26 protein-coding genes are annotated in these 22,590 nt (G+C 62.0%); 14 read left to right on the top strand and 12 right to left on the bottom strand.

Going from position 1 to position 22,590, the window contains the following annotated elements; all coding sequences use genetic code 11:
* Positions 1-129: 129 nt before the first annotated feature.
* The 3 genes from V6765_RS14265 to V6765_RS14255 all read right to left on the bottom strand — a co-directional run bounded on the left by V6765_RS14265 (position 130) and on the right by V6765_RS14255 (position 2,462).
* Positions 130-1,440, bottom strand: coding sequence for a DNA polymerase IV (locus V6765_RS14265; RefSeq protein ID WP_448429845.1), 1,311 nt, complete (start codon positions 1,438-1,440; stop codon positions 130-132).
* A gap of 69 nt (positions 1,441-1,509) precedes the next feature.
* On the bottom strand, positions 1,510-2,169 hold the full coding sequence (locus V6765_RS14260) for a hypothetical protein (RefSeq protein WP_448429843.1): 660 nt from the start codon (positions 2,167-2,169) through the stop codon (positions 1,510-1,512).
* On the bottom strand, positions 2,166-2,462 hold the full coding sequence (locus V6765_RS14255; protein ID WP_448429841.1) for a DUF3572 domain-containing protein: 297 nt from the start codon (positions 2,460-2,462) through the stop codon (positions 2,166-2,168). Before V6765_RS14255 ends, V6765_RS14260 begins: the two co-directional genes overlap by 4 nt.
* 134 nt (positions 2,463-2,596) lie before the next feature.
* Between V6765_RS14255 and V6765_RS14250 the strand changes: the two genes are divergently transcribed.
* The gene (locus tag V6765_RS14250) at positions 2,597-2,968 is read left to right on the top strand and encodes a response regulator (protein ID WP_448429839.1); all 372 of its coding nucleotides are present in this window, start codon (positions 2,597-2,599) and stop codon (positions 2,966-2,968) included.
* 10 nt (positions 2,969-2,978) lie between these two features.
* Complete coding sequence (locus V6765_RS14245; RefSeq protein WP_448429837.1) at positions 2,979-4,253, top strand: hypothetical protein; 1,275 nt, start codon at positions 2,979-2,981, stop codon at positions 4,251-4,253.
* 462 nt (positions 4,254-4,715) lie between these two features.
* Here the strand turns inward: V6765_RS14245 and msrB are convergent, their stop codons facing one another.
* Positions 4,716-5,129, bottom strand: coding sequence for a peptide-methionine (R)-S-oxide reductase MsrB (gene msrB / locus V6765_RS14240; protein WP_448429877.1), 414 nt, complete (start codon positions 5,127-5,129; stop codon positions 4,716-4,718).
* A 223-nt stretch (positions 5,130-5,352) separates the two neighbouring features.
* On the opposite strand from msrB, the gene V6765_RS14235 reads away from it, so the two are divergent.
* The 10 genes from V6765_RS14235 (at position 5,353) to V6765_RS14190 (ending at position 13,271) form a co-directional block, all read left to right on the top strand.
* Positions 5,353-7,716: a putative monovalent cation/H+ antiporter subunit A gene (locus V6765_RS14235; RefSeq protein ID WP_448429835.1), complete on the top strand. Its 2,364-nt coding sequence runs from the start codon at positions 5,353-5,355 to the stop codon at positions 7,714-7,716.
* Entirely contained in the window at positions 7,713-8,132 is a 420-nt protein-coding gene (locus tag V6765_RS14230; RefSeq protein ID WP_448429833.1) for a Na(+)/H(+) antiporter subunit B, read from the top strand. The genes V6765_RS14235 and V6765_RS14230 overlap by 4 nt, the downstream gene beginning before the upstream one ends.
* A complete protein-coding gene (locus tag V6765_RS14225; RefSeq protein WP_292054628.1) occupies positions 8,132-8,509 on the top strand; it encodes a Na+/H+ antiporter subunit C in 378 nt (125 codons plus the stop codon). The genes V6765_RS14230 and V6765_RS14225 overlap by 1 nt, the downstream gene beginning before the upstream one ends.
* A 23-nt stretch (positions 8,510-8,532) precedes the next feature.
* Positions 8,533-10,086: a Na+/H+ antiporter subunit D gene (locus V6765_RS14220; protein ID WP_448429831.1), complete on the top strand. Its 1,554-nt coding sequence runs from the start codon at positions 8,533-8,535 to the stop codon at positions 10,084-10,086.
* On the top strand, positions 10,083-10,556 hold the full coding sequence (locus V6765_RS14215) for a Na+/H+ antiporter subunit E (RefSeq protein ID WP_448429829.1): 474 nt from the start codon (positions 10,083-10,085) through the stop codon (positions 10,554-10,556). Before V6765_RS14220 ends, V6765_RS14215 begins: the two co-directional genes overlap by 4 nt.
* Positions 10,556-10,948: a cation:proton antiporter gene (locus V6765_RS14210; protein WP_448429827.1), complete on the top strand. Its 393-nt coding sequence runs from the start codon at positions 10,556-10,558 to the stop codon at positions 10,946-10,948. Before V6765_RS14215 ends, V6765_RS14210 begins: the two co-directional genes overlap by 1 nt.
* 4 nt (positions 10,949-10,952) lie before the next feature.
* Positions 10,953-11,294, top strand: a complete 342-nt coding sequence (gene mnhG / locus V6765_RS14205) for a monovalent cation/H(+) antiporter subunit G (protein ID WP_448429825.1) — start codon at positions 10,953-10,955, stop codon at positions 11,292-11,294.
* Positions 11,295-11,647: 353 nt separating this feature from the next.
* A complete protein-coding gene (locus V6765_RS14200; RefSeq protein WP_230718968.1) occupies positions 11,648-12,070 on the top strand; it encodes a MucR family transcriptional regulator in 423 nt (140 codons plus the stop codon).
* Positions 12,071-12,367: 297 nt separating this feature from the next.
* Positions 12,368-12,790, top strand: a complete 423-nt coding sequence (locus V6765_RS14195; RefSeq protein WP_448429822.1) for a helix-turn-helix domain-containing protein — start codon at positions 12,368-12,370, stop codon at positions 12,788-12,790.
* Positions 12,783-13,271, top strand: a complete 489-nt coding sequence (locus V6765_RS14190; protein WP_448429820.1) for a DUF6456 domain-containing protein — start codon at positions 12,783-12,785, stop codon at positions 13,269-13,271. The genes V6765_RS14195 and V6765_RS14190 overlap by 8 nt, the downstream gene beginning before the upstream one ends.
* 6 nt (positions 13,272-13,277) lie before the next feature.
* Here V6765_RS14190 and V6765_RS14185 read toward each other — a convergent pair whose 3' ends face one another.
* The gene (locus V6765_RS14185) at positions 13,278-13,703 is read right to left on the bottom strand and encodes a SufE family protein (RefSeq protein ID WP_448429818.1); all 426 of its coding nucleotides are present in this window, start codon (positions 13,701-13,703) and stop codon (positions 13,278-13,280) included.
* A 92-nt stretch (positions 13,704-13,795) separates the two neighbouring features.
* Positions 13,796-14,305 carry a DUF5330 domain-containing protein gene (locus V6765_RS14180; RefSeq protein ID WP_448429816.1) on the bottom strand — a complete coding sequence of 170 codons (510 nt, stop codon included), beginning with the start codon at positions 14,303-14,305 and terminating at the stop codon, positions 13,796-13,798.
* A gap of 411 nt (positions 14,306-14,716) precedes the next feature.
* Here V6765_RS14180 and V6765_RS14175 point away from each other — a divergent pair, with 411 nt between their 5' ends.
* Positions 14,717-15,625, top strand: a complete 909-nt coding sequence (locus V6765_RS14175; protein WP_448429814.1) for a peptidoglycan-binding domain-containing protein — start codon at positions 14,717-14,719, stop codon at positions 15,623-15,625.
* Between the two features lie 79 nt (positions 15,626-15,704).
* Entirely contained in the window at positions 15,705-16,052 is a 348-nt protein-coding gene (locus V6765_RS14170) for a DUF1491 family protein (RefSeq protein WP_448429812.1), read from the top strand.
* 33 nt (positions 16,053-16,085) lie between these two features.
* Here V6765_RS14170 and V6765_RS14165 read toward each other — a convergent pair whose 3' ends face one another.
* From V6765_RS14165 to V6765_RS14140, 6 genes are all read right to left on the bottom strand, one after another.
* The gene (locus V6765_RS14165; protein ID WP_448429810.1) at positions 16,086-17,006 is read right to left on the bottom strand and encodes a DUF2336 domain-containing protein; all 921 of its coding nucleotides are present in this window, start codon (positions 17,004-17,006) and stop codon (positions 16,086-16,088) included.
* Between the two features lie 356 nt (positions 17,007-17,362).
* Positions 17,363-18,127 carry an ABC transporter ATP-binding protein gene (locus V6765_RS14160; RefSeq protein WP_448429808.1) on the bottom strand — a complete coding sequence of 255 codons (765 nt, stop codon included), beginning with the start codon at positions 18,125-18,127 and terminating at the stop codon, positions 17,363-17,365.
* Complete coding sequence (locus V6765_RS14155) at positions 18,124-18,891, bottom strand: ABC transporter ATP-binding protein (protein ID WP_448429806.1); 768 nt, start codon at positions 18,889-18,891, stop codon at positions 18,124-18,126. The genes V6765_RS14160 and V6765_RS14155 overlap by 4 nt, the downstream gene beginning before the upstream one ends.
* Positions 18,892-18,895: 4 nt before the next feature.
* Positions 18,896-20,044, bottom strand: coding sequence for a branched-chain amino acid ABC transporter permease (locus tag V6765_RS14150; protein WP_448429804.1), 1,149 nt, complete (start codon positions 20,042-20,044; stop codon positions 18,896-18,898).
* 6 nt (positions 20,045-20,050) lie between these two features.
* Positions 20,051-21,067, bottom strand: coding sequence for a branched-chain amino acid ABC transporter permease (locus tag V6765_RS14145; RefSeq protein WP_448429802.1), 1,017 nt, complete (start codon positions 21,065-21,067; stop codon positions 20,051-20,053).
* Between the two features lie 76 nt (positions 21,068-21,143).
* Positions 21,144-22,493 carry a substrate-binding protein gene (locus V6765_RS14140; protein WP_448429800.1) on the bottom strand — a complete coding sequence of 450 codons (1,350 nt, stop codon included), beginning with the start codon at positions 22,491-22,493 and terminating at the stop codon, positions 21,144-21,146.
* Positions 22,494-22,590 lie beyond the last annotated feature (97 nt).

The following is a 22,590-nucleotide window of genomic DNA, read 5'->3' as shown; positions in this document are numbered from 1 at the left end:
CCCCTCTCTGTCGCTTTCGCGACATCTCCCCCTCAAGGGGGGAGATTGGGGCTGAGAGGCTTTCGCTTGGCGGCGGGTCGGGAATGTACTGCAAGTTCGAGCCGGCTCAAACGCTTCACTGAACTATCCTCATTCATGCCCGCCGGGCTTCGCCCTGTCCGGCCGAAACGTATAGCCTGTTTCCACCGCCGCCAGACCATACTTGCCGCGCAGGCGGTCGATCGCGCCTTCGGCTGCGGCGCGTTTGGCGGCGCCCGGATCGACGAGGTCGGGCGGGTCGGCGGTGGCGGGGTCGCAGAGGTCGGAAATGCCGATGCCGATCAGGCGGTATTTCGTGCCGTCGGTCTCGTTCTTCAGCAGTGAAAGTCCGTTGGAGAAGATGCGGTCGGCAAGCTGGGTCGGCGCGCTCAGATGGCGGTTGCGGGTGCGGATCTTGAAGTCGGCGGTCTTCAGTTTCAGCACCACGGTATGCCCGGCAAAGCCGGCCGCCTTGGCGCGGCGGGCGGTCTTTTCGCTCAAGCGCCGGAGAATGGCGCTTAGCTCCTCGAGATCGGAAATGTCGGTGTTGAACGTGGTCTCGTTGGAGATGCTCTTGGTTCCACGCTCCGGCTTGACGGAGCGCGTGTCCTCGCCGCGGGCGAGGTGGTAGAGCCGCGGGCCGATCACCCCGTAGCGGCGCAGCAGCTCGTTCTTCTCCATGGTCTGGAACTGGCCGATCGTGGTGATGCCGTCGCGTTTCAGCGTTTCGGTGAACGCCTTGCCCACGCCCCAGATCATGCCGACCGGCTTGTCGGCGAGGAAGCGCATGGCCTCCGCCTCGCCAATGACCGAGAAACCGCGGGGTTTGTTGAGATCGGAGGCGATCTTGGCGAGGAACTTGCAGTAGGACAGGCCGATCGAGATCGTGATGCCAAGTTCCGCCTCCACGCGTTTCGCAAACCGTGCGAGGGTGATGGCCGGGCTCGCCTTGTGCAGCCGCCCCGTGCCGGAAAGGTCGAGAAAGGCCTCGTCGATCGAGAGCGGTTCCACCATCGGGGTCAGTTCCAGCATCATCGCCCGCAACTGGCGACCGACGGCGACGTATTTCTCCATGTTCGGGCGGATCACCACCGCATCCGGGCAGGCCTCCAGCGCCTTGAACATCGGCATTGCCGATTTCACGCCGCTGATTCGGGCGATGTAGCAGGCGGTGGAGACCACGCCGCGCTTGCCGCCGCCGATGATTAGCGGCTTGTCGGCAAGCTCGGGATTGTCGCGCTTTTCAATCGCGGCATAGAACGCGTCGCAATCGATATGGGCGATGGAGAGGGCGTGCAACTCACTGTGGCGCAACAGCCGGGGACTACCGCAATGGCGGCAGCGACGCGCCGCGCCCGCGGTCGCCTTCAGGCAATCGCGGCACAAGGCTTCCGGAGTGGGCGTCGTTTCGGCCATGACCATCAGAACAAAGGTTGAACAGCCGAAATTACCGCCGGGACTGCAGTAAGGCAAGGAGCGGCGCGATGGCGATCAACCGTTTTCGGCGATGTGGCGGCGGATCAGCCTGTCGGCATGGTGCCAGCCGGTCGCGACCACGGACGGGGCCTCGGTCTTCGGCGCCATCGCGCGATAATCGTCGTTGATCAGCAGGTTGATGGTGAGTGCGTCCGGCAGGGATTTGGCAACCGATCTGCAATTGTAGAGCATGTCGTCGACGAAGATCAGAGCCGGCGGGTCCTTGCTGCAAAGCGCGCTCAGCACCTCGCCCTTCGGCTCCTCCGATGCGATCAGCGGGAAGCCGAATCCGTAGCGGGACAGCAAGCGGCGGCGCGCGGCGCGATGGCGCGGTGGCATGGCCGTGAGCAGCAGAACATCGGCGATATCGTTGAGGCCATAGAGCGTTTCGCGTGCGGCCTCGAACGGCTCCTGCCATTCCTCCTGGGCGTCGTAGAACGCCGTGAGGAAAGCGCCGACATCGGCATCGGGAATTTTCTTGCCGGTGGCAAGAGAGGTCACGTTGCCGTTCAGGCTGAAGGTCTCCAGCACCAGTTCGTGGTCGTTCGCTTTCAGGAAGGCCTTGAACGGGTCGAGGAATTGCAGCACGACCTCGTCGACATCGACGACCACCAACGGGCGGTCGCCAATCTTCAGGTCGGAAAGATCCTCGTGTTCGCCGTTCACAGTTTTCAATCGACCTGTCCGCCATATTCGAGCTTCTGCCAGGCATAGGAAACCGTTTCCGGCTTGACGTTGCAGTCCTGGCAAAACGCCATCAGGGTGGGCTCATGCCCGGCGATGAAGCCGATCATGGCGCTTTCGAAGCCGGGGCTTTGCGAGAGCGCGCGCAATTCGCCGATATCGATTCCGGTCAGCGCGCAAAACCGGTTCAAAAGCTCCGGCTCGCCGGACAGCCAGACCAGAATTTCGATGGCCAGCGCATGTTCGCGCGAGGGATTTTCAGAAGGATCGGGAAAATTCTGCACGCGGATTTCCGTTTCTTAACCAAATCGGCCTAAACTTGGTCGATGATGCGCTCATAATTCGGTGAGAGCGATTCTAGCGTTTCACCGGCGCGTTGCAAGCCGGACCATGGGCCGGTGCCAGGGGATTGCGTCAGATGGCGAAACAGGTTCTGATTGTAGAAGATAACGATTTGAATATGAAACTGTTTCGCGATCTGGTGGAAGCTTCTGGTTATGAGGCGGTGGAAAGCCGCACGGGCGCGGATGCGGTGGAGCTGGCGCGGCTGTTCAAACCGGGGCTTATCCTGATGGATATCCAGTTGCCGGAGCGCTCCGGCATCGACATCGCCCGCAGCTTGAAAGCCGATGCCGAATTGGCGACAATACCGATCGTCGCGATCACGGCATTCGCCATGCGCGGCGATGAGGAGCGCATCCGCGAGGCCGGGTGCGATGCCTATCTTTCCAAACCCGTTTCGGTGCCGAACTTCATCAAGACCGTGAGAACCTATCTGGGCGATGCCTGAGGAAACGACCGTGAACAGCTTCGGCGAAGAAAGCATCGTTCTGATCGGCGGCGAGGGGGCTGTGGCCCAGACGCTCGCCGCGATGCTGAGTTCGTGGCCGGTCGATTTCTACCAGGCCGATTTTTCCGATAGCGACGGCATGATGGCGGCGGTCAATGCCGCAAGCCTGATCCTCGTCGCCGTCGATGACGAGGACCCCGCGCCGGCGCTCTCCTGTTGCGGGATTTTGAAGGAGCACGATTCGGGCATTGCCGCCCCGGTCGCGATCATCACGCCGGAAAAGGCGGATGCCGGCCTCAGGCTGGCGGCGCTTCGCGCAGGCGCCGATGACGTCATCGGGCTGGAGCACAATCTGAATGCCGCAGCCGCGCGGATTTCGGCGCTGCTGCGTTATAATGCGCTGCAAAAGGAAGCGGGGTCATGGGAACGCGCCGCCATGCGCACTCAGGCCGATCCGGTGCCGGATGACAGCGTAAAGGTGCTTGTCGTCGCCGAGGATGCGGGGCTGAGGCAGGATATTCTGAAATCCATGCTGTCGCTGACAACCACGATCGCCACCGGCGATCTGCCGGAAGCGCTTTATCTCGCCGCAAGCCACCGTTTCGATCTGGTTCTGGTGCACGGCGGCGGGGCGCTTTCCGATGCCATGCGGATCTGCGGTCAGCTTCGCTGCGTGCCGGGCATGCGCTTCGTGCCGCTGTTCGCGCTTTCCGAGCCAGGCGGTCTGTCGGTCGTCTCCAGCGATGCCGCCCGCAGCGCGGATGACTGCATGGACTGGCCGGGCGAGACCGGCGAACTGGTGCTGCGGGCGCTTTTGCATCTGCGCCGCAAGCGGTTTATCGAGACCATGGGCGCCGGCATGACCGATGCGGCCGGGGACGCGCCGCCGGTAGAAGCCAGCGAAGGGCTTCTGGCGCCCGATGGCTTTGCCCGCGCGCTCAACACGCTGAAGCGCGAGGCGAGCGAGACCGGAGAACCGCTTTACATGGGCGTGCTGCGGGTGCCCGAAAGTGTGGCCGACGAAAGTGCTGCGGCCGTGGCATCGCTGATCCGCTACCACCTGCGCGGCCGCGAGGCGGCGAGCCATGTCGAGGCCGGACTGTTTGCCATCCTCTATCCGGACCGGGGCAGGGATGATGCCGAACACGCGATCCATGCGCTGCATACCATGCTGGATGCGAGCTGGCGGCAGATCGCCGATGAGCGCGCCCGCGCCGGACTGCTCGGCTCGGCGGAGGGTGATGATATCCCGGTGTTCAAATCGGCGCTGATGGAAGTGGGGTAAAGCCCCTCGAGCATTGCCGGATGCAGCGAACCGCTCTCTTGGCCCGCTGCCTGACATAAAAAACGAACTTCACTTTCCCGTTCGATGATCTAATCGAATAGAGCTCACGTAATTAACCATAAAATAGACTGAATTGAGCGCGAACCGTTAAAAACGGTTGATTATTTTCTGTGTGCGTTCAAGTTTACTTTAGCTGCTTTAAGCAGTTGCCCCATGATGCTCAGGTCCGCCGCATCTCCTGGTCTCGTGGGGTCGGCCGGCCGACGGTAACAGGCTTCCTCGTGCCGTTTCCGTTGGCCGGTCGCTCTCGTGTTAGCGCTGTCGAATATACAAGAAAGCGGCGCGAAAGCCGGTTGCGGTTTCGCCGTAAAACCCCAAAAAAAACATAAAGTTACGCCCTCAATCATCCTTCATACGGGATCGAGGGCGCAGAGAGCCGCCGTCAAGCAGGGCGGCTTGGGACTACTTCTCGTCGGGCACGAAGTGCATCGCATGGCCGTTCATGCAATAGCGCAGGCCGGTGGGCTTCGGACCATCGGGGAAGACGTGGCCGAGATGGCCGCCGCAGGTGGCGCAGCGGATTTCGGTGCGCACCATGCCGAGCGAATCATCGCGCAGTTCGATCACCGCGTCTTTCCTGACCGGCTCGAAGAAGCTCGGCCAGCCGCAGCCGGCATCGAACTTGGTGTCCGAACGGAACAGCGGGGTCTCACAACCGGCGCAGTAATAGGTGCCGATTTCGAAACTATTCCAGTACGGGCCGGTAAAGGGGCGTTCGGTGCCATGTTCGCGCAGGATGTGAAACTGCTCCGGCGTCAATTTGTCGCGCCATTCTTCTTCGCTTGCCGGATTTTTCTGTTTATTGATGTCTGTCAAAGTCGCGCTCCAACGGTTTTTCACGTTTAATGGCTGTCTGTAGCGATAGATGTGTCGTAGGCTCAGAAAAAGCAATGCCTTGGCAGGAAAGCCGGCCATGGAGGGCGTTCGCGGTTTTGCGCTTGCGAAAAAGACTTGGACGCGGTTGAGCGCATGCTAAACTTAACGTAACTGATCAGGTTCAGTTGCGTGAATGCCCGGCAGACTATTTTTTGGAGATGCTATGTCGCCCAGTGAGACGACACTCATATTTCTGGCCCTTCTTCTGCCCTTCATCGGGGCGGTTTTATCTCCGATCCTCTACCGCATCTTCAAATCCTTCGCACCCTGGCTTCTGGCGCTGCTGCCGCTGTTTTCGCTGGTCCAGTTCGCCCGGCTCGTGCCGCGCATCGCCAATGGCGAGGCGCTGACCGGCGGCTATGACTGGGTGCCGAGCCTGGGCCTGCGTTTTTCCTTTCTGATCGACGGTCTTTCGCTGACCTTCGCCTTGCTGATTACCGGCATCGGAACGCTGATCGTGCTTTACGCCGGGGGCTATATGAAGGGCCATCCGCAGCAGGCGCGGTTCCTGTCCTTCATGTTCATGTTCATGGGCGCAATGCTTGGCGTGGTCGTCTCCGATGGACTGCTGATGCTGTTCATCTTCTGGGAGCTGACCTCGATTACATCCTTCCTGCTCATCGGCTTCGACCATGAAAAGGATGCCTCGCGCCGCGCCGCGATCCAGGCGCTGGTGGTGACCGGCGGCGGTGGCCTGGCGCTGCTCGCCGGCGTGTTGATGATCCAGTATATCACCGGCGCGAACGGGCTTTCCGAGCTTCTCGCAAGCGGCGATGTGCTGCGACAGAGCCCGCTTTATCTCGCTGCCTTCATTCTGGTTCTGGGCGGCGCGTTCACCAAATCGGCGCAGTTTCCGTTCCATTTCTGGCTGCCGAACGCCATGGAGGCGCCGACGCCGGTTTCGGCCTATCTGCACTCCGCAACCATGGTGAAGGCGGGCGTCTACCTGCTGATGCGGCTGAACCCGGTGATGGGCGATACCGCGGCGTGGATGACGGTGCTGCCGGTGTTCGGCGGCGTCACGCTGCTGGTCGGCACGGTGCTGGCCGTGCGCCAGACCGACCTGAAACTGATGCTGGCCTACACCACCGTCGCCTCGCTCGGGCTGATGGTGATGATGACCGGCATGGGCATCGAGCACGCGGTCGAGGGCGCGGTGCTCTATCTGATCGCTCACGCGCTGTTCAAGGGCGGGTTGTTCATGGTCGCCGGGCTGATCGACCACGAGACCGGCACCCGCGACCTGACAAAGCTGGGCGGGCTGGCGAAGGCGATGCCGATTACCTTTGCGGCAGGGCTTGCCGGCGCGATCTCGATGGGCGGCCTGCCGCCATTCGTCGGCTTCCTCGCCAAGGAAGGGATCTACGAATCGCTCGATGCCGGAACAACCTTTGCGACGATCTTTCTGATCGTTGCGATCGTCGGCAACGCGCTGATGTTCGCCGTCGGCTTCGGCGTCGGGCTGAAGCCGTTTATCGGCGCGAAGACCGAGACGCCGAAACACGCCCACGAGGGACCGGCGCTGATGTGGCTCGGGCCAATCGCGCTCGGCCTTGCCGGTCTGCTTTCGGCCGTGTTCGCGCATTATTTCAACACCCATTTCTCGGGCCCGATGGCGAGCGCCGTCGCGGGCGAGGAGATCAGCATCCATCTGTCGCTGATCCCGCATATCGGCCTGCCGCTGGCGCTGTCGGTGCTGACCGTCGCGATCGCGCTGGTGATCTACTGGCGGCTTGATGCGCTGCGGGCTGCGATTGCCGGCATGCTGACGCGTCTTGGCCCCGGGCCGGATCTCTGGTTCGACAGTTTCATGCGCGGCCTTGTGAGGCTGTCCTTCAAGGTGACGCAGACGATTCAGCCCGGACGGCTCGAATTCTACATCACCGCCACTTTCATGATGGTCGCGGCCGTGCTGATGGCCTCGCTGTTCTCGTTCGGCGAATTGCCGGTCTGGCAGGGCCTGCCGGAGGATCTCCACCTCGCGCACTGGGTGATCCTGCTGCTGGCCGTGATCGGGCTCGGCGCGGTGATCGGGGCGCATAACCGGCTGACGGCGATCGTGACGCTCGGCATCCAGGGCTTTTCGGTGGCCGTCCTGTTTCTGCTGCTCGGTGCGCCCGACCTGTCCTTCACCCAGTTCATGGTCGAAACCCTGTCAGTGGTCATTCTGACGCTGGTGATGACCCGCCTCAATCTGACGCCATCGGACCACCGCGCCATGGGGCAAAGACTGTTCGACGGCGCGCTTGCCGTGATCTGCGGGCTCGGTTTCACGCTGCTTTTGATGCGCGTCACCCAGGTGCCGTTCAATGACCGGCTGTCGGAGTTCTTCAACAGCTATTCGAAGGTGATCGCCCACGGGCACAACGTCGTCAACGTCATCATCGTCGACTTCCGCGGAACGGATACGCTTGGCGAGATTGCCGTGGTGATGATCACCGGACTTGCCATTCTGGCCCTGATCCGGCTGCGCAACACCAGGACCGGCACCACACCCAAGGAACCGACAGAAAGCGAGGTCCGATGAACACGCTGATCTTCAGAACGGCGGCGCCATTCCTGTCGGCATTGATGATGCTGTTTTCGATCTTCGTCCTGCTGCGCGGCCACAATGCGCCCGGCGGCGGCTTTATCGGCGGTCTGATCGCGGCCTCGGCCATCGCCATTTTCGGCATTGCCATGGGGGTTTCGGCGGTGCGCCGGGCGATCCACTTCCATCCGCTGGCCTATGCCGGAGCGGGGCTTCTGCTCGCCGCGCTTTCGGGTCTGATCTCGATCTTCGCGCACACGCCGTTCATGACGGCGCACTGGATCTATCCGGTGATCTACGGTGTGGAAGTGCCGATCTCGACGGTCACCACCTTCGATATCGGCGTCTATCTCGTGGTGTTCGGGGCGATATCGTCGATCTTCCTGGCCCTTGAAGAGAGGGACCATATCTGATGGAGTTCGTGCTCTCGTGCCTTGTCGGCATCTTCTTTACCGCCGCGATCTACCTGATGCTGTCGCGCCACAGTGTGCGCATCATGCTGGGCATCGCCATTCTCAGCAATGCGGTCAATCTGCTGATCTTTACCGCCGGGCGGGTTACCGGCTTCGTGCCGCCGATCATCCCGAAAAGCATGGATACGCTGCCCTCGGGAACGGCCAATCCGCTGCCGCAGGCGCTGATCCTGACGGCGATCGTGATCGCTTTTTCCTTCTTTGCCTTCCTTCTGGTTTTGACCTACCGCGCCTATCAGGATCTCAATACCGATGATACCGACGATATGCGGGCAGCGGAGCCCAAGGACCAGCCCATGCCGCCGCTCGGCTACTGAACGGGGATATCAAGACTGAACCCATGGCAGCTTCCGCTTACCAAATCGATCCCTCCGCCGCGCTGACAATGGCGCCGACGACGCTGACGGACTGGCTCGTCATCCTGCCGGTCGCGACCTGTATCGCCGTCGGCGCGCTCTTGACGATGATCCGCAAGCACACCGTCTGGCATCCCGTGATCGCCATTGCCGCGCTTGCCTTTCTGGTCGTCATCGACAGTCTGCTGCTTTTTACCGTGTGGAAGGACGGGCCGCTCACCATGGTGGCGGGCCGCTGGCTGCCGCCCTTCGGTATTGCCTTCACCGCGGACATCATGAGCGCGCTGTTTGCGCTGGCGGCCGCCATTGCGGGGCTTGCAGGCGCTGTGTTCGCGCTTGGCAGCATCGACACGAGCGGGCGCCGCTACGGGTTCTATCCGTTTCTGCTGCTGCTGATCGCGGGCGTCTCCGGAGCATTCCTGACCGGCGATATCTTCAACCTCTATGTCTGGTTCGAAGTGCTGTTGATATCCTCATTCGGCCTGCTGATCCTGGGTTCCACCCATGAGCAGCTTGACGGCGCGATGAAATATGCGGTGCTGAACCTGATCGGCACCACGCTGTTCCTGATCGCGGTTGCCTATACCTATGCCGTGTTCGGCACGCTCAACATGGCCGATATCGCAATCAGGGCGCGCGAGACCCCGGCACTGCCGACCGCGACGATCGGAGCGCTGTTCGTGCTGGCCTTCGGCATGAAGGCGGCGGCCTTTCCGGTCAATTTCTGGCTGCCGGCCTCCTATCATACGCCGCGCACCGTGGTCTCTGCGCTGTTCGGCGGGCTTTTGACCAAGGTCGGCGTTTATGCGCTGCTCAGGGTCATGGTGATGATCCTGCCGGCCGATCTTGCGTCGCTTTCCTCCGTCGTCGGTCTTGCCGCCTTCCTCACCATGGTGCTCGCCGGTCTCGGCGCGATCGCCCAGCATGATATCCGCCGCGCAGTCGGTTATGTCGTTATCGTGGGGATCGGCAATTGCCTTGCGGGCGTTGCGATCGGCGGCATGGACGGCTTGCAGGGCGCACTGTTCTACGCGCTGCATTCGATGATCCTGATGACGCTGCTCTATCTGATCACCGGCCTTGCCGGGCGGCTTGCCGGCGGCTTCTCGCTCAACCAGATCGGCGGCATCTACAAGCGCTATCCGGTGTTCGCCGGCCTCAGCCTTGGCGCGTTCTTCGCCGCCGCCGGACTGCCGCCGTTTTCCGGCTTCTGGCCCAAAGCCATCCTGGTGCGCGCCAGCGTCGAAACCGGGTCGTGGTGGCTTGCAGCCGGCATTCTTTTCGCCGGGTTTTGTTTGACGGTTTCGCTTGGCAGGATATTCCTCCTGGCCTATTGGCGGCCCGCAGAGGGTGGGGTTTCCGAGACGCTCAGGATACCGTTTTCCGAATGGCTGCCGATCATCGGGCTTTCCGCCATCGTCGTCTTCTTCGGGCTCTATCCGGAGCCGGTGCTGAACCTGACGGCAAAGGCTATTGGCGGGATTCTTTCGCCGGAGGGCTATTTCCTGTCGGTCTTCCCGGGAGGAAGCGTGCAATGAAGATACTGCTTTCCAATCTCGTTCTGGCGATCTTCTGGGTTGCCGTAACCGGCAGCGCCTCGCTGCACAATCTGTTCTTCGGCATCATCATCGGAGCGATCGCGGTCGGGCTGGTGCGCCACCAGATCGGCGGAACAGGCTATTTCTCGCGCGTGAAGCGGTTGCTCAAACTGCTGGTGCTGTTTCTGTACGAGCTCATGGCGTCGGCCTGGTCGGTCGCGAAACTCGTCTGCTCGCCGCGCATGAACGTCAAACCCGGCATATTCCGCTATGAACTGTCGCTCGAAAAGGATTTCGAAATCGTTCTGCTTGCCAACATGATCACGCTGACGCCCGGAACGCTGTCCGTCGACGTTTCGGATGACAATAAGTATCTCTTTATCCACGCGATTGACTGCGCCGATCCCGACGCGATCAGGAAGAGCATCGCCGAGGGCTTCGAAACCAAGATCAGGGAGGCTTTTGCCTGATGACGCCTGATGAGATCGTACAGCATGCCGCAGATATGTCCCTTGTTCTGCTTTCGATTGCGCTGCTCCTGACGGCCTTTCGGGTGGTGAAGGGGCCGACGCTGCCTGATCGGGTTCTGGCGCTCGATATGATCGTCGCCGTGGGCGTGGGGTTCATCATCGTGATCGCGGTGCGGACCGGGTTCACGCTTTACATCGACATCGCCATCGCGCTCGGCCTTGTCGGCTTTCTGGCGACTGTCGCCTTCGCGCGTTTCATCCGTTCGAGCGCGATGCGGGCCGATACCGAGACGGGCTTCAAGGTGAAACCGCATCCCATGGCCTATGATTCCGGGCCGTCGGGCGAAGACGTGCCGGTGGTTTCGGCCGATGCGGAAAAGAGCGGGGAGTAGGGGTATGGCGCAATATCTTCTGGCCGGACTGGTCTCCATCCTGATGCTTGGGGGCGCTGCCTTCACGCTTACGGCTGCAATCGGCATCATCAGGCTGCCCGATCTCTATTCGCGCATGCATGCGGCCTCAAAGGCCGGCACGGTCGGCGCGGGTCTGATCTTTCTGGCAATCGGCATCCATGCGGGTGAAATATCCACTTTCGTGCGCGCCTGTGCGGGCATCGTCTTCTTCATCATAACCGCACCGATCTCGGCGCACTTGCTGGCGCGCGCCTCTCATGAGGTTGGTTACCCGCTATACGAGAATACGGTCAGAGATGAATTACAAAGTAGAGACAGTGACTAGCAGCACGGTTTTTACGACTTTGGAATGTTTTTAAGTATTATGCCATGGGCGGACCCGAAATCGCGTGGTCGCGCTTCGCTGCTTTCAATAAAGACGTTAAAACGACGATTTAAACTTTACATTTGTCATTGAAGTGGTATTCCGTCCAAGAGCGCGCGAATATTTCACGCGTTGATGGAAATAATCAGGCCCTATCCGTGAGGCTGTGCTGCCGGTTTTCCGTGCGGCGCGGCTTTAATTTCTACGCAGAAACGACGACGACCAACGGCGCTGCTTGAAGAGATTTTCTGAAGGCGTCCTTGCGCAGAGTAACTGCGGGCGCGGGCAGGCAAAGAAAAGAACAGGAGTGAAGAATGACGGATGCAACGATCGAGCAGGACAACCAGGCCCTCGTGGAACTGACCGCCGATATCGTGGCCGCTTATGTGAGCAACCATGTGATCCAGACCGGCGACCTGCCGGGGCTCATTCACGAGGTGCACGCCGCGCTGAGCAACACCGCGAAGCCGCAGGCTGCCGCCCAGGCTCAGGAAAAGCAGAAGCCGGCGGTTTCGGTTCGTAAGTCGATCAGCGGCGACCATCTCGTTTGTCTGGAATGCGGCGGCAGCTTCAAGTCGCTGAAGCGTCACCTGATGACCCATCATGACCTGACCCCGAACGCCTATCGCGAAAAGTGGGACCTGCCGGCGGATTATCCGATGGTGGCGCCCTCCTATGCCGAGGCGCGTTCCCGCCTTGCCAAGGAAATGGGTCTCGGACAGCGCCGCGGGCGCTAATCGCGATCAAACGATTTCGCTCCGGATCTGGATGCCGGCGGTCGAGAGGCTGCTGGCATTTTTTTTATGTGCCAGCCCTCGCAAATGCGGGCGTCCTCTCAGGGGTATTGCCCTAAGGTTGTGTTTACCTTCGTGCAATGCCCGCATAGGTAAACGGTTGAAGAGAGTAGGAAAATAATCCTATTATGGAGGAAAATAAGTAAACAAAAACAACAGGCGGTTTTGAGGGTAACCCTCTTTATGTCCCCGCTTCCGGCGCCGATGTAAGAATAAAATCCTATTTTTCAGGGAGCTGACATGAACGAGCAACGCTTAGCATCGCCGGTCGCGACGACCTTCCATCAACGCCTGAACCATCAGCCAGCCTGGTGCATCGAGAGAGCAAGCCAGATGTCGGATATCCGCAAGGCTTGCCGCATTGTTCTGCTGATCACCAAGGAGATGGCGCTTGTCGCCGGCGAGCGGATTTCGATCCGCGCCGAGCGGCGGCGCTCCGTCTCGCATTATCGCCAGATCGCCATGTATGTCTGCCACGTATCGCTGCAGTTGTCGTTCAGCGAGATCGGACTTGCCTTCGGACGCGATCGCACAACGGTGGCCTATTCCTGCCGCGTGATCGAGGACCGGCGCGATGACCGGGCTTTCGATGAATTCATCGCCGCTGTCGAGCGGCTGGCCTATAACGTGGTTATTGCCGCCGAGGTGCGTCATGATGGCTGAGATGGGAGAGAAGACGCCGCTGGACATGCTGGCGCGGTTGAAGGCGCGCGACGGCTCTGCTTTTCTGACGGAGGAGGCGTTTGCGGCCGGCGAACGGCTGGCGGAGGATTTCAACCGCGCGCTGATGCAGCCGCGGATCTCGGCGTCGCTTCAGCCGCGCCTCAAGACTCGCGGTCGCTTTGCCGCCCCCTCGGCCATGTCGGATACGGCGATCGACGCACGCCGCCGCGTGGCGCGGGCGCTGAAGGCGGTTGGCCCGGAGCTAGCCGATATCGCGCTCGATTTCTGCTGCTTCATCAAGGGGCTCGAACAGATCGAGCGGGAGCGGCAATGGCCGGTCCGCTCCGCCAAGCTGATGGTGCGCACGGCATTGCTGGCGCTTGCCCGCCACTACGCGCCGCCGCCGGCCAAGACCGGCATTCGCGGTTGGGGCGCGGAGGGCTACCGGCCCGAAATCTCGGCATTTTTCACGGAGGAATAAACCCGCTCAGGCGGCGAGCTTGCGCGCCGCCGTCTCGCGGATTTTGGTGACCATGGCGTTGAGGCCGTTGGCGCGCTGGGCCGAGAGGTGATCGACCAGGCCGATCTTGCGGAAGGTTTCGATGGCGTCCGTCTTGGCGATGTCGGATGCAGTGTGGCCCGAATAGACGGTCAGCACGATCGATACGAGTCCTCGCACGATGAAGGCATCGGACGTGCCGCGGAATTCCATTACCGGGTCCTCGCCTTCGCCTGCCTTTGACACCAGCCAGACCTGGCTGGCGCAGCCATGCACGCGATTGTCCTCGATCTTTTCGTCCTCGGGCAGGTCCGGCAGGGCCTTGCCGAGCTCGATGACGTAGCGGTAGCGATCTTCCCAGTCATCGAGAAAGGAAAAGTCGTCGATAATCTGGTTGAGTTTGTCACTCATCATCCGGCCTTTCGATTGCTCTCGCCCCATATAGGTCGAAGTGGCGGGAATTGAAATGCGCGGGCGCGCAAGTAAGCCGAAATTAGCCGTGGTTCTCAGCGCGGACGCGGGGTCGGCACCGGAACGTTTTCAGGCAGGCCGGAGATGCGGACGGGAGTCTCTATCTTGGCCGGCTGGCCGATGATCGCGCCGGTCTGGATAAGATCGGGCGTATTGCCGGCAACCACGGCGGGCGGCGTTTCGGCGACGGGCTCAGGCGCGATGACGGGCTCTGGCGCGGCGGGCCGTGCGACCTTGGGTGCGGCAGCGGTTTCCTGCGCGGGTTTCGGCGTCTTGTCGCCGAAATGCTGGCCAAGATAGATGTAGACGATCTCCGCGCCCTGGCGTGCGCGGCGGCCGAGAAAGCTGATGATTCCCGAGCCGTCATTGCAGACATCGGGGCGTTCTTCGCAGATGCCGCTCATATACTCGAAGGTGCCGCGCGCGGCCGAGACCGCGCCGCCGATATCCTGGCCGCTTGGCAGCGCCTGCTGCTCACGCGTTGCTGCACCCCCAAGCATCAGCGGTGCGAAGAACGGCACCAGCAGGAGCAGAACAAAGATCATGAAAGCGGATTTCAGCAGGAATCTCATCGGCCCCCGGCCTGTTGGTTGTGCCCGCAAGCGTTGTACCCACACTTAACCTAAGACGGTAAATGAGCCGCTAAAAGGGCGTGCGAAAACGATCACATGAGCGGGACCCCAGCACCTGCCCATGGGTGTGCGTTGAAATACATCAATAAATCAAACCCTTGGCTTGAAAGCAGGGGTGTGTCTTGATGTGTTATGGCAACGTACGCCATTAACCATATACAGAGATTTTTTCGATTGTAGAGGCGCTATCGGCGCGCGCGACGCTGGCAGCGGAAGGCGTGCTCCATTACCCTTCGTTAACAGCCGCGGTCTATTTTCTGCGGCGAGAGGCGTGACCGGATGCCGATGGTTTGAAAAGCGGCGAAGATACGGGTGATGGACTGAATGGCGAAAAAGACGACGAAGAAAACCGGAAAGCGCGGGAAGAAGACGCCCTCGCTGATCGGGCGCACGGCGTCGTCGCTGGGCAGCCTGGCGGCGCGTCATCCGGGCAAGATCGGCGGGCCGCTGGTGTTCGGCGTGGTCTTCAGCTTCGTATCGGCCAATGCGCTTTGGTATCAGCCGGGGCCGCATCCGAGCCCGATGATGAAGACGCGCCAGCCGGCCAACCCCTATGCCGTTCCCGGCCGCCGCATGGCGGAGGCGACGGACTTCGAGAGTTTCCGCATCGAACTCGAGGATGGCGAGACCGCTGCCCCAGAAAAGCCGAAGGACGATCTGGTCGCGATCCTCGAACAGGTCGAGGCCAATCCGCCGCCGGCAACGAGCGCCGCGATCGAACAGGACGTGACCGCCTCAGCGCCGCCAGCGCCTGCGCCGGTTGACGATGAACCGGATATTCTCGCCGTTCAGCAGGCGCTGGCGGCGAGGGGTTACTACAAGGGCACGCCGGACGGGGTGACCGGCCCGCTGACGAAAGCGGCGATCAGGGCCTTCCAGGGCGATAACGGCATCACCCCGACCGGGGAGGCCGACGAGGAGGTTGTGGCGCTGCTCAGCGTAGCCGCGCCGTTGCCCGAGCCGCGTCCGGAGACCGCCGCATCGCCTGATCCGGTTGCCGATATCCTGAAAGCGGAGACAGCGCCCGCCGGGGCTGCCGTCGCCGATCCGATGGTGGTCGAGATCCAGCGCGGACTGGTGAATATCGCCTATGACGGCGTGGTGGTTGACGGCGTGGCCGGGGCGACAACGCGGGCGGCGATCCTCGAATTCCAGAAACATTACCGCCTGCCGGAAACGGGCGAGCCGAACGAGGCCGTGCGCGACAAGCTTCGGGAGATCGGAGCGCTTTAGGGCTGCCGATCTGCCGTTGCAAAAAGCCCGGTCATCGGGCATGCCATGATGACATCGTGGAAATCCTGGAGCGGCCGACATGCGCCTTCGTTCAGATTTTTTTGCTTCCGCACTGGTGCGCGACGCCTTTGCCGCGGGCGGTTTCGCGGTGATCGAGCGCAAGGGGGCGGCCGAAGCCGGAGCGATCGCGATCCGCCAGATTTTCCGCGACGGCACCGAGAGCCTCTATCTGCCCGCGCCGCAGAGCTTTGCGGAGGAGGGCGTCCAGGACCGGGTCTTCGAGAGGCGGCTCAACGCGGCGTCATCGGAAAAAGTGTCGGAAATGCTGGACCGCGAAATGCGTTTCGACAGCGATCTCTGGGTCGTGGTGCTGGAATGCGAGGAGGTGTCCGGCTTCTTCAATATTGCCGATGAAGAGCAGGGCTGAGCGGGTTTCTTGCGCTGAAGGCGGCCGGGCGGTTCACGCCGTGCGCCGCGCCGCTTCCTGTTTCTCGGCGGCGACGCGGGTTTCGCGCTCGCGCTCCGACTGCCAGCCGAGCAGTTCCTGGATGCAGGCTGCGGGCTTCAGCGATCCCACGAGCTTTTCGGCCGCGTGTTCGGTTGTTTCGTTGTCCTGCCGGTCGATCGCGGCGATGCGGGGCAGGACGTAGCCTGTGTCGGCATGATTCATGCCGAGCGCGATCAGAGCGACGGCAAGACGCTGGCCGGTGGGTTCTTCGAGAATGCGACGGGCCAGCACCCGGTCGCCGCCAAGCGCGCGCGTGAAGGTTTCGGTGAAGAACGGCTTCTCGGCGCGCCGCGCGAAGCGGACCAGGAGGGCGGTCTGCAACTCGGTGAGGGTGGAGACGCCGAGGCGGTCGGCATCGCCGGTGCCGGCGGCCATGGCCTTCAGCGTGCGGCGCAGCGCCTCGCTGTCGTCACGCGTGCCGGTGTCGATGTCGAAATTGCCGGCGGGCTCCTGCTGTTCCTCCGAGCGCCGTGCGCCGATCAGCGCCTGGATGACCTTCTGCGACAGGTCCGTCCGGTGGATGATGGCGCGGATATGTTCTTCCGTCGTGGTCTCGATCAGGGCGATCAGCGTGTCGTCGGTAATGGCGGGCGAGCGGGCGAGGAAGGGGGCCGCGACCGCGATCTCGCGGCTGCCGATATAGCGGCAGACATCCTGGGGCACATGGGCGTGGCAGGACAGGGCGGCGACCGCCTGACGGCGCGCCTCCGGCGACGAGGCCTCGTAGACGGGGCCGAAGAGTTCGGCGAAGCGCCGGCGTTCGGCCGCGCTCGGATTGTCGAGCGAGCCGAAGCCCGAAACCGTGGCCATCAGCACGACGTCGAGATTGCGCGTGTTCTTCAGCCCTTCAAGTTCCCGATACCGATCGACCAAGATCGTACTCCCCGACAAATGTCTTCTATCGACAACAGGTTAGGGAGAAAACGTTATAAAGATGTTAACCATAGTGGAGGGGATGGATGTCTCGGCTTGGAAGGTGCAGGAATCGCGCTTGCATTTTGAAGGCGGCATCGCATCGATGGCCATGAGGCTTGCTCCCGATACTCTCTCCCGCTGGCGGCAGAGATGCCCCGAAAGGGGCAGTGAGGGTGGAGCGGAATGTCAAATTGTGAGGGCGTTCGCGGTGAAAGTCTCCCCCCTCACTGTCGCTTTCGCGACATCTCTCCCCTCCGGGGCGAGAAGATTGGGGGGGCTATGCGGTGAGGTTGATGGAGAGACTGGCATGAGCCTCAGATCGCCAGATATTCCTCGCGCAGTTCGGCGTTGTCGAGCACTTCGGCCGCGGTGCCGGAGAACACGATCTGGCCGGTGTCCATGATCACCGCCTTGTCGGAGAGGCGGAGTGCCGCCACTGCGTTCTGTTCGACGATGATGGTGGTGATGCCGAGGTCGCGGATCTGGCGGACGATGCTTTCGATCTCGTGGACGATCACCGGGGCGAGGCCCTCATAGGGCTCGTCGAGGAACAGGATCTTGATATCGCGCGCGAGCGCGCGGGCGACGGCCAGCATCTGCTGTTCGCCGCCGGACATGGTGACGGCGTCCTGCCTGCGGCGTTCGGCAAGGCGCGGGAAATGGTCGTAGATCTTTTCGATGGTCCAGCCCTTTTCGCCGGAGACCTGGGCGAGCACGAGGTTTTCCTCCACCGTCAGGCCGCCGATGATGCGGCGGTCTTCGGGCACGAGCTGCGCGCCCATCTTGGCGGCCTGGAAGGCGCGCTTGTTGTGCAGCGGTTCGCCATCGAGCCAGATTTCGCCACTCTTCAGGGCCGGATTGTCGAGACGGGCGAGGGTGCGCAGCGTGCTGGTCTTGCCGGCGCCGTTGCGGCCGAGGAGGGACAGCACCTCGCCCTTGGCGATATCGAAGGAAACGCCCTGAACGATGTAGCTTTCGCCGTACCAGGCGTGAATGTCGCGGACGCTGAAGAATGCATCGCCCTTTTCGGTGGCCATCCGGTTTTGCTCCTCGCGGACATTGTTGCTGTGCATGTTCATGCCTCGGCCTCGCCAAGATAGGCTTCCTTGACCTTCGGGTTCCCGCGCACCTCATCGGGAGAACCTTCGGCGATGATCCGTCCCTGCGCAAGCACCGAGATCCTGTCGGCAAGCGAGAACACGACATGCATGTCGTGCTCGATGATGACCTTGGTCATGCCGCGGGCCTTGATGCGCTGAAGCAGTTCGATCGTGCGGTTGGTATCGTGGCGGGCCATGCCGGCCGTGGGTTCATCGAGAAGCAGCAGCTTGGGCTTCTGGATCAGGCACATGGCAAGCTCCAGCCGGCGCTTGTCGCCGCGCGACAGCGAGCCCGCCTCGTGATGGCGGCGCGGTGCAAGCCCGATATCCTCCAGAATGAATTCGGCCTCCTCGCGCACCTCCTTCTCGCCGGCAAGGGCGCGGATGGCATTCAGCTTGAACGCGCCATCGCGGCGGGCGAAGGCGGGGATCATGACGTTTTCGATCAGCGTCAGGTCCGGAAAGATTTCCGGCGTCTGGAACACGCGCGAGACGCCCATCTGGTTGATCTCGTGGGGCGCGTGGCTGGTCAGCGTCTGGCCGTCGAAGACGACCTTGCCATGGGTCGGCTTCAGGCGGCCGATGCAGACATTCAGCAGGGTGGACTTGCCGGCCCCGTTGGGGCCGATAATGGCGTGGACCTTGCCGCTTTCGACCTCAAGATTGACATCGGAGAGCGCGCGAAGCCCGCCGAAGCTCTTGTGGACGTCGTCGACGTGAAGGACGATGTTTTTGTCGGCCATGGTGCTACTCCGCGGGCTGGACTTCGGCGACGGACTGTTCCTCCGCCTTGCCGGTGCCGCCGCCGCCAAAGCGGGCGCGGACACGTTTGACGCCTTCCATGATGCCGCCGGGCAGGAAGATGACGATGGCCATGAAGATCAGGCCGAGCGTCAGGTGCCAGCCCTCGCCGACGAACAGCGACAGGATCTTGACCACCGGGGTCTCCAGCGCGTCCGGCAGGAAGGAGAAGGTCTGGTGCAGGGCCTGCTCGTTGAAGGACGAGAAGATGTTTTCGAAATATTTGATGACGACGGCGCCGATGACCGGGCCGACCAGCGTGCCGACGCCGCCGAGAATGGTCATCAGCACGACCTCGCCTGACGCCGTCCACTGCATGCGTTCGGCACCCGCCAGCGGATCGGTAACGGCCATCAGCGCGCCGGCGAGACCGGCGAACATGCCGGAGATGATGAAGGCGGAGCGGAGATAAGGCCGCGTGTTGAAGCCGGTATACATCATCCGGTTCTGGTTCGATTTCACTGCCTTCAGCATCATGCCGAAGGGCGAGCGGAAGATGCGGATCGTGAGATAAAAACAGATCAAAAGGGCGATAGCGCAGAAATAGAAGCCGCCAAAGCCCTGGAGCTGGATGCCGAAGAAATCGGGCGAGGGCAGGCCGGCGCCAGCTTCGAAGAACATCCGGTCGAGGATGCGCGGATCATTGTGCGAAAGCTGCAGGCCGGTTTCGCCATTGGTGATTGGCGTCAGCACCGAATAGGCGAGATTGTAGCTCATCTGGGCGAAGGCGAGCGTCAGGATCGAGAAATAGATGCCGGAGCGCCGAAGCGTGACATAGCCGATGACGGCGGCGAACAAGCCGGAACAGATCATCGCGAAGATAATCGCCGGGATCGCGTTCATCGTCAAAAGCTTGAACGACCAGACGGCGGCATAGGAGCCGACGCCGAGAAAGGCGGCGTGGCCGAAAGAGAGATAGCCCGTCAGCCCGAACAGGATGTTGAAGCCGATGGCGAAAATGCCGAAGATCGCGAACTTCTGCAGGAGCGCCGGATAGGCGGCGCCGAGCGGCATGAACAGGATGGGCGCGGCAAGCACGATGGCCGAGAAGATGGCAAACAGCAGCCAGTCATTGCGGGAAAGATTGGCGAACATGCGGGTCTATTCCTCCATCACGCCGCGGCGGCCCATGAGCCCGCGCGGCATGGTCAAGAGAATGATGACGGCGACGAGGTAGATGATGACCTGGTCGATGCCGGGGATGATGGCCTTGACCTCGTTCATCGAGGCGAAGGATTGCAGGATCCCGAGCGTGAAGCCGGCGATGATGGCGCCCGGCAGCGAGCCCATGCCGCCGACCACGACCACGACGAAGCTGAGGACAAGGAAATCCATGCCGAGGTGGTAGTTCGGCGGCAGGATCGGCGTGTACATCACGCCCGCAAGCCCCGCGACCACGGCGGCGATGCCGAAGACGACGGTGAAGCGCTTCTCGATGTCGATGCCGAGCAGGCCGACGGTCTCGCGATCACGCATGCCGGCGCGGACGACCATGCCGTAGGTGGTGAATTGCAGGAAGGCGAACACGGCCCCGATGATCAGGAGCGCGGTCACGAAATAGATCAGGCGCCACCACGGATAGACGATGAAGGCATCGGCCATGCCGATCCAGGCACCGACATTGGCGGTGCCGGAGAAGAGGGAGGGGGCGGTCTGCGGGATCGGATTGGCGCCGAAGATTTTCTTGATGATTTCCTGCAGCACGATCGCAAGGCCGAAGGTGACGAGAATCTGGTCGGCATGGGGACGCTTGTAGAAGAACCGGATCAGACCGCGCTCCATCGTGAGGCCGATCAGCAGCATGACCGGGATCGCAAGCAGGATCGACAATGGCACCGACCAGTTGATGATCGTGGCCCCGACATCGCCGAAAGCGTATTCCATGTAGGGGATGGCGCGGGGCGCGAACAGCGCGCCCTCTTCCTTGGGCGGCTGGATCGGCCAGGAGATCAACGCATTGAAGGCGACGGCGCAGAACGCGCCGAGCATGAACAGCGCCCCGTGGGCGAAATTGACCACGCCGAGCGTGCCGAAGACCAAAGTGAGGCCAAGCGCGATCAGCGAATAGGCCGCGCCCTTGTCCAGACCGTTCAGAATTTGAATGATGATGGCGTCCATTACCCGCTATCCGCTGTTTCGATGCGCGGGACCGGGCGCGGATTTGGCGCCCGGTCCGTTGTTCATCTGGCCGAGATCAGCACTGCTTGGCCGTATCGGGGCCGAGTTCGCCGCCGAAGATCGACGGGTCGTAATCGACCTGCGAGCGCGGCACGACTTCGACCACCTTGAGGAGGTCGTATTCGTTCTGCGGATCCGGGTTACCGCGCACGACCAGGCAATCCTTCATGCACTGGTGGTCGGCGGCGCGGTAGAGCGTCGGGCCATTGCCGAGACCGTCGAACTCGAAGCCTTCCAGCGCCTTGATGACTTCCGGTGCGAAGAAGGTTCCGGCGCGTTCCACGGCGTCGGCGTAAAGCAGGGCCTGAACGTAGCAGGTCTGGGCGGCCTGGGACGGCGGGAAGCCGTATTCCGCGCCGAAGGACTGGACGAAGGCCTTGGTGCCGTCATTGTCGAGCGACCACAGCCAATTGGCGGAGCCGAGGATGTTCTCGGCGGCGGAGCCCGCGCCCTTGGCCATGAGGTCGGAGAACAGCGGCACGACGATCTCGAAATTCTTGCCGTTGGCCTGCTTGTCCTTGAGGCCGAACTGGACGGCCTGGGTCAGCGAATTGACCATGTCGCCGCCGTAGTGGTTGAGAATCAGGACATCCGCGCCGGAATTGAGAACCGGGGTGATGTACTGCGAGAAGTCGCCCGCGCCGACGGGGGTCTTGACCGTCTGGACGGTTTCCCAGCCGAGCGCCTCGGTGGCATTCTTCATCGATTCCTCCTGGGTCCAGCCCCAGGTATAGTCGGCGGTGAGGTGATAGGCGCGGCGGTCCGAACCGTATTCCTTTGCGAGGACCGGACCGAGCGCTTCACCCGACTGATAGGCGTTGAAGAAATGGCGGAAGCCGTAGCGGCGCTTGTCCTTGCCGGTGGTATCGTTGGAATGGGTCAGACCGGCCATGAAGATGACGCCCATGTCCTGGCACAGGCTCTGCACGGCAATGGCAACGCCCGAGGACGAACCGCCGGTGATCATCACCGCGCCGTCCTTCTCGATCATGCGCTTGGCGCCGTCGCGGGCGGCATCCGACTTGGTCTGGGTGTCGCCGGTGACATAGTCGACCTTTTTGCCGAGAATGCCGTTGCCCTTCAGTGTCTTCGAGGAGAAGGTCGACAGCATGCCGCCATCGCCTTCGCCGTTCAGATGCTTGGCGGCGAGCTGGAGGGCCTTCAACTCGTCGAGGCCTTCATCGGCATAGGGGCCGGTCTGGGGCACGTTGAAGCCGAGCACGACATTGCTGCCGGTCGGCATGTTGCAGGACATCTTGTCCTGGGCATAGGCACCGCGGACGAAATGCATGGGTGCGGCGAGCGTGATGCCGGCGGCCGCGCCCGCTCTCAGCAGGCTGCGCCGGTTCATGATAAAGCGAGACATTCAGACTCCTCCCAAGTCGTGAAAAGGGCTGCGCTCTCCTCAGCGCAGAAGCGCTCGTCCTCCGGAGCGCATGGGAGGATGCTAGCAAGCGGGCAAA

This window comes from Martelella sp. FOR1707, from assembly GCF_053484265.1.
The sequence above is the reverse complement of the archived record's forward strand: the minus strand, read 5'-3'. Positions and strand labels throughout refer to the sequence as shown.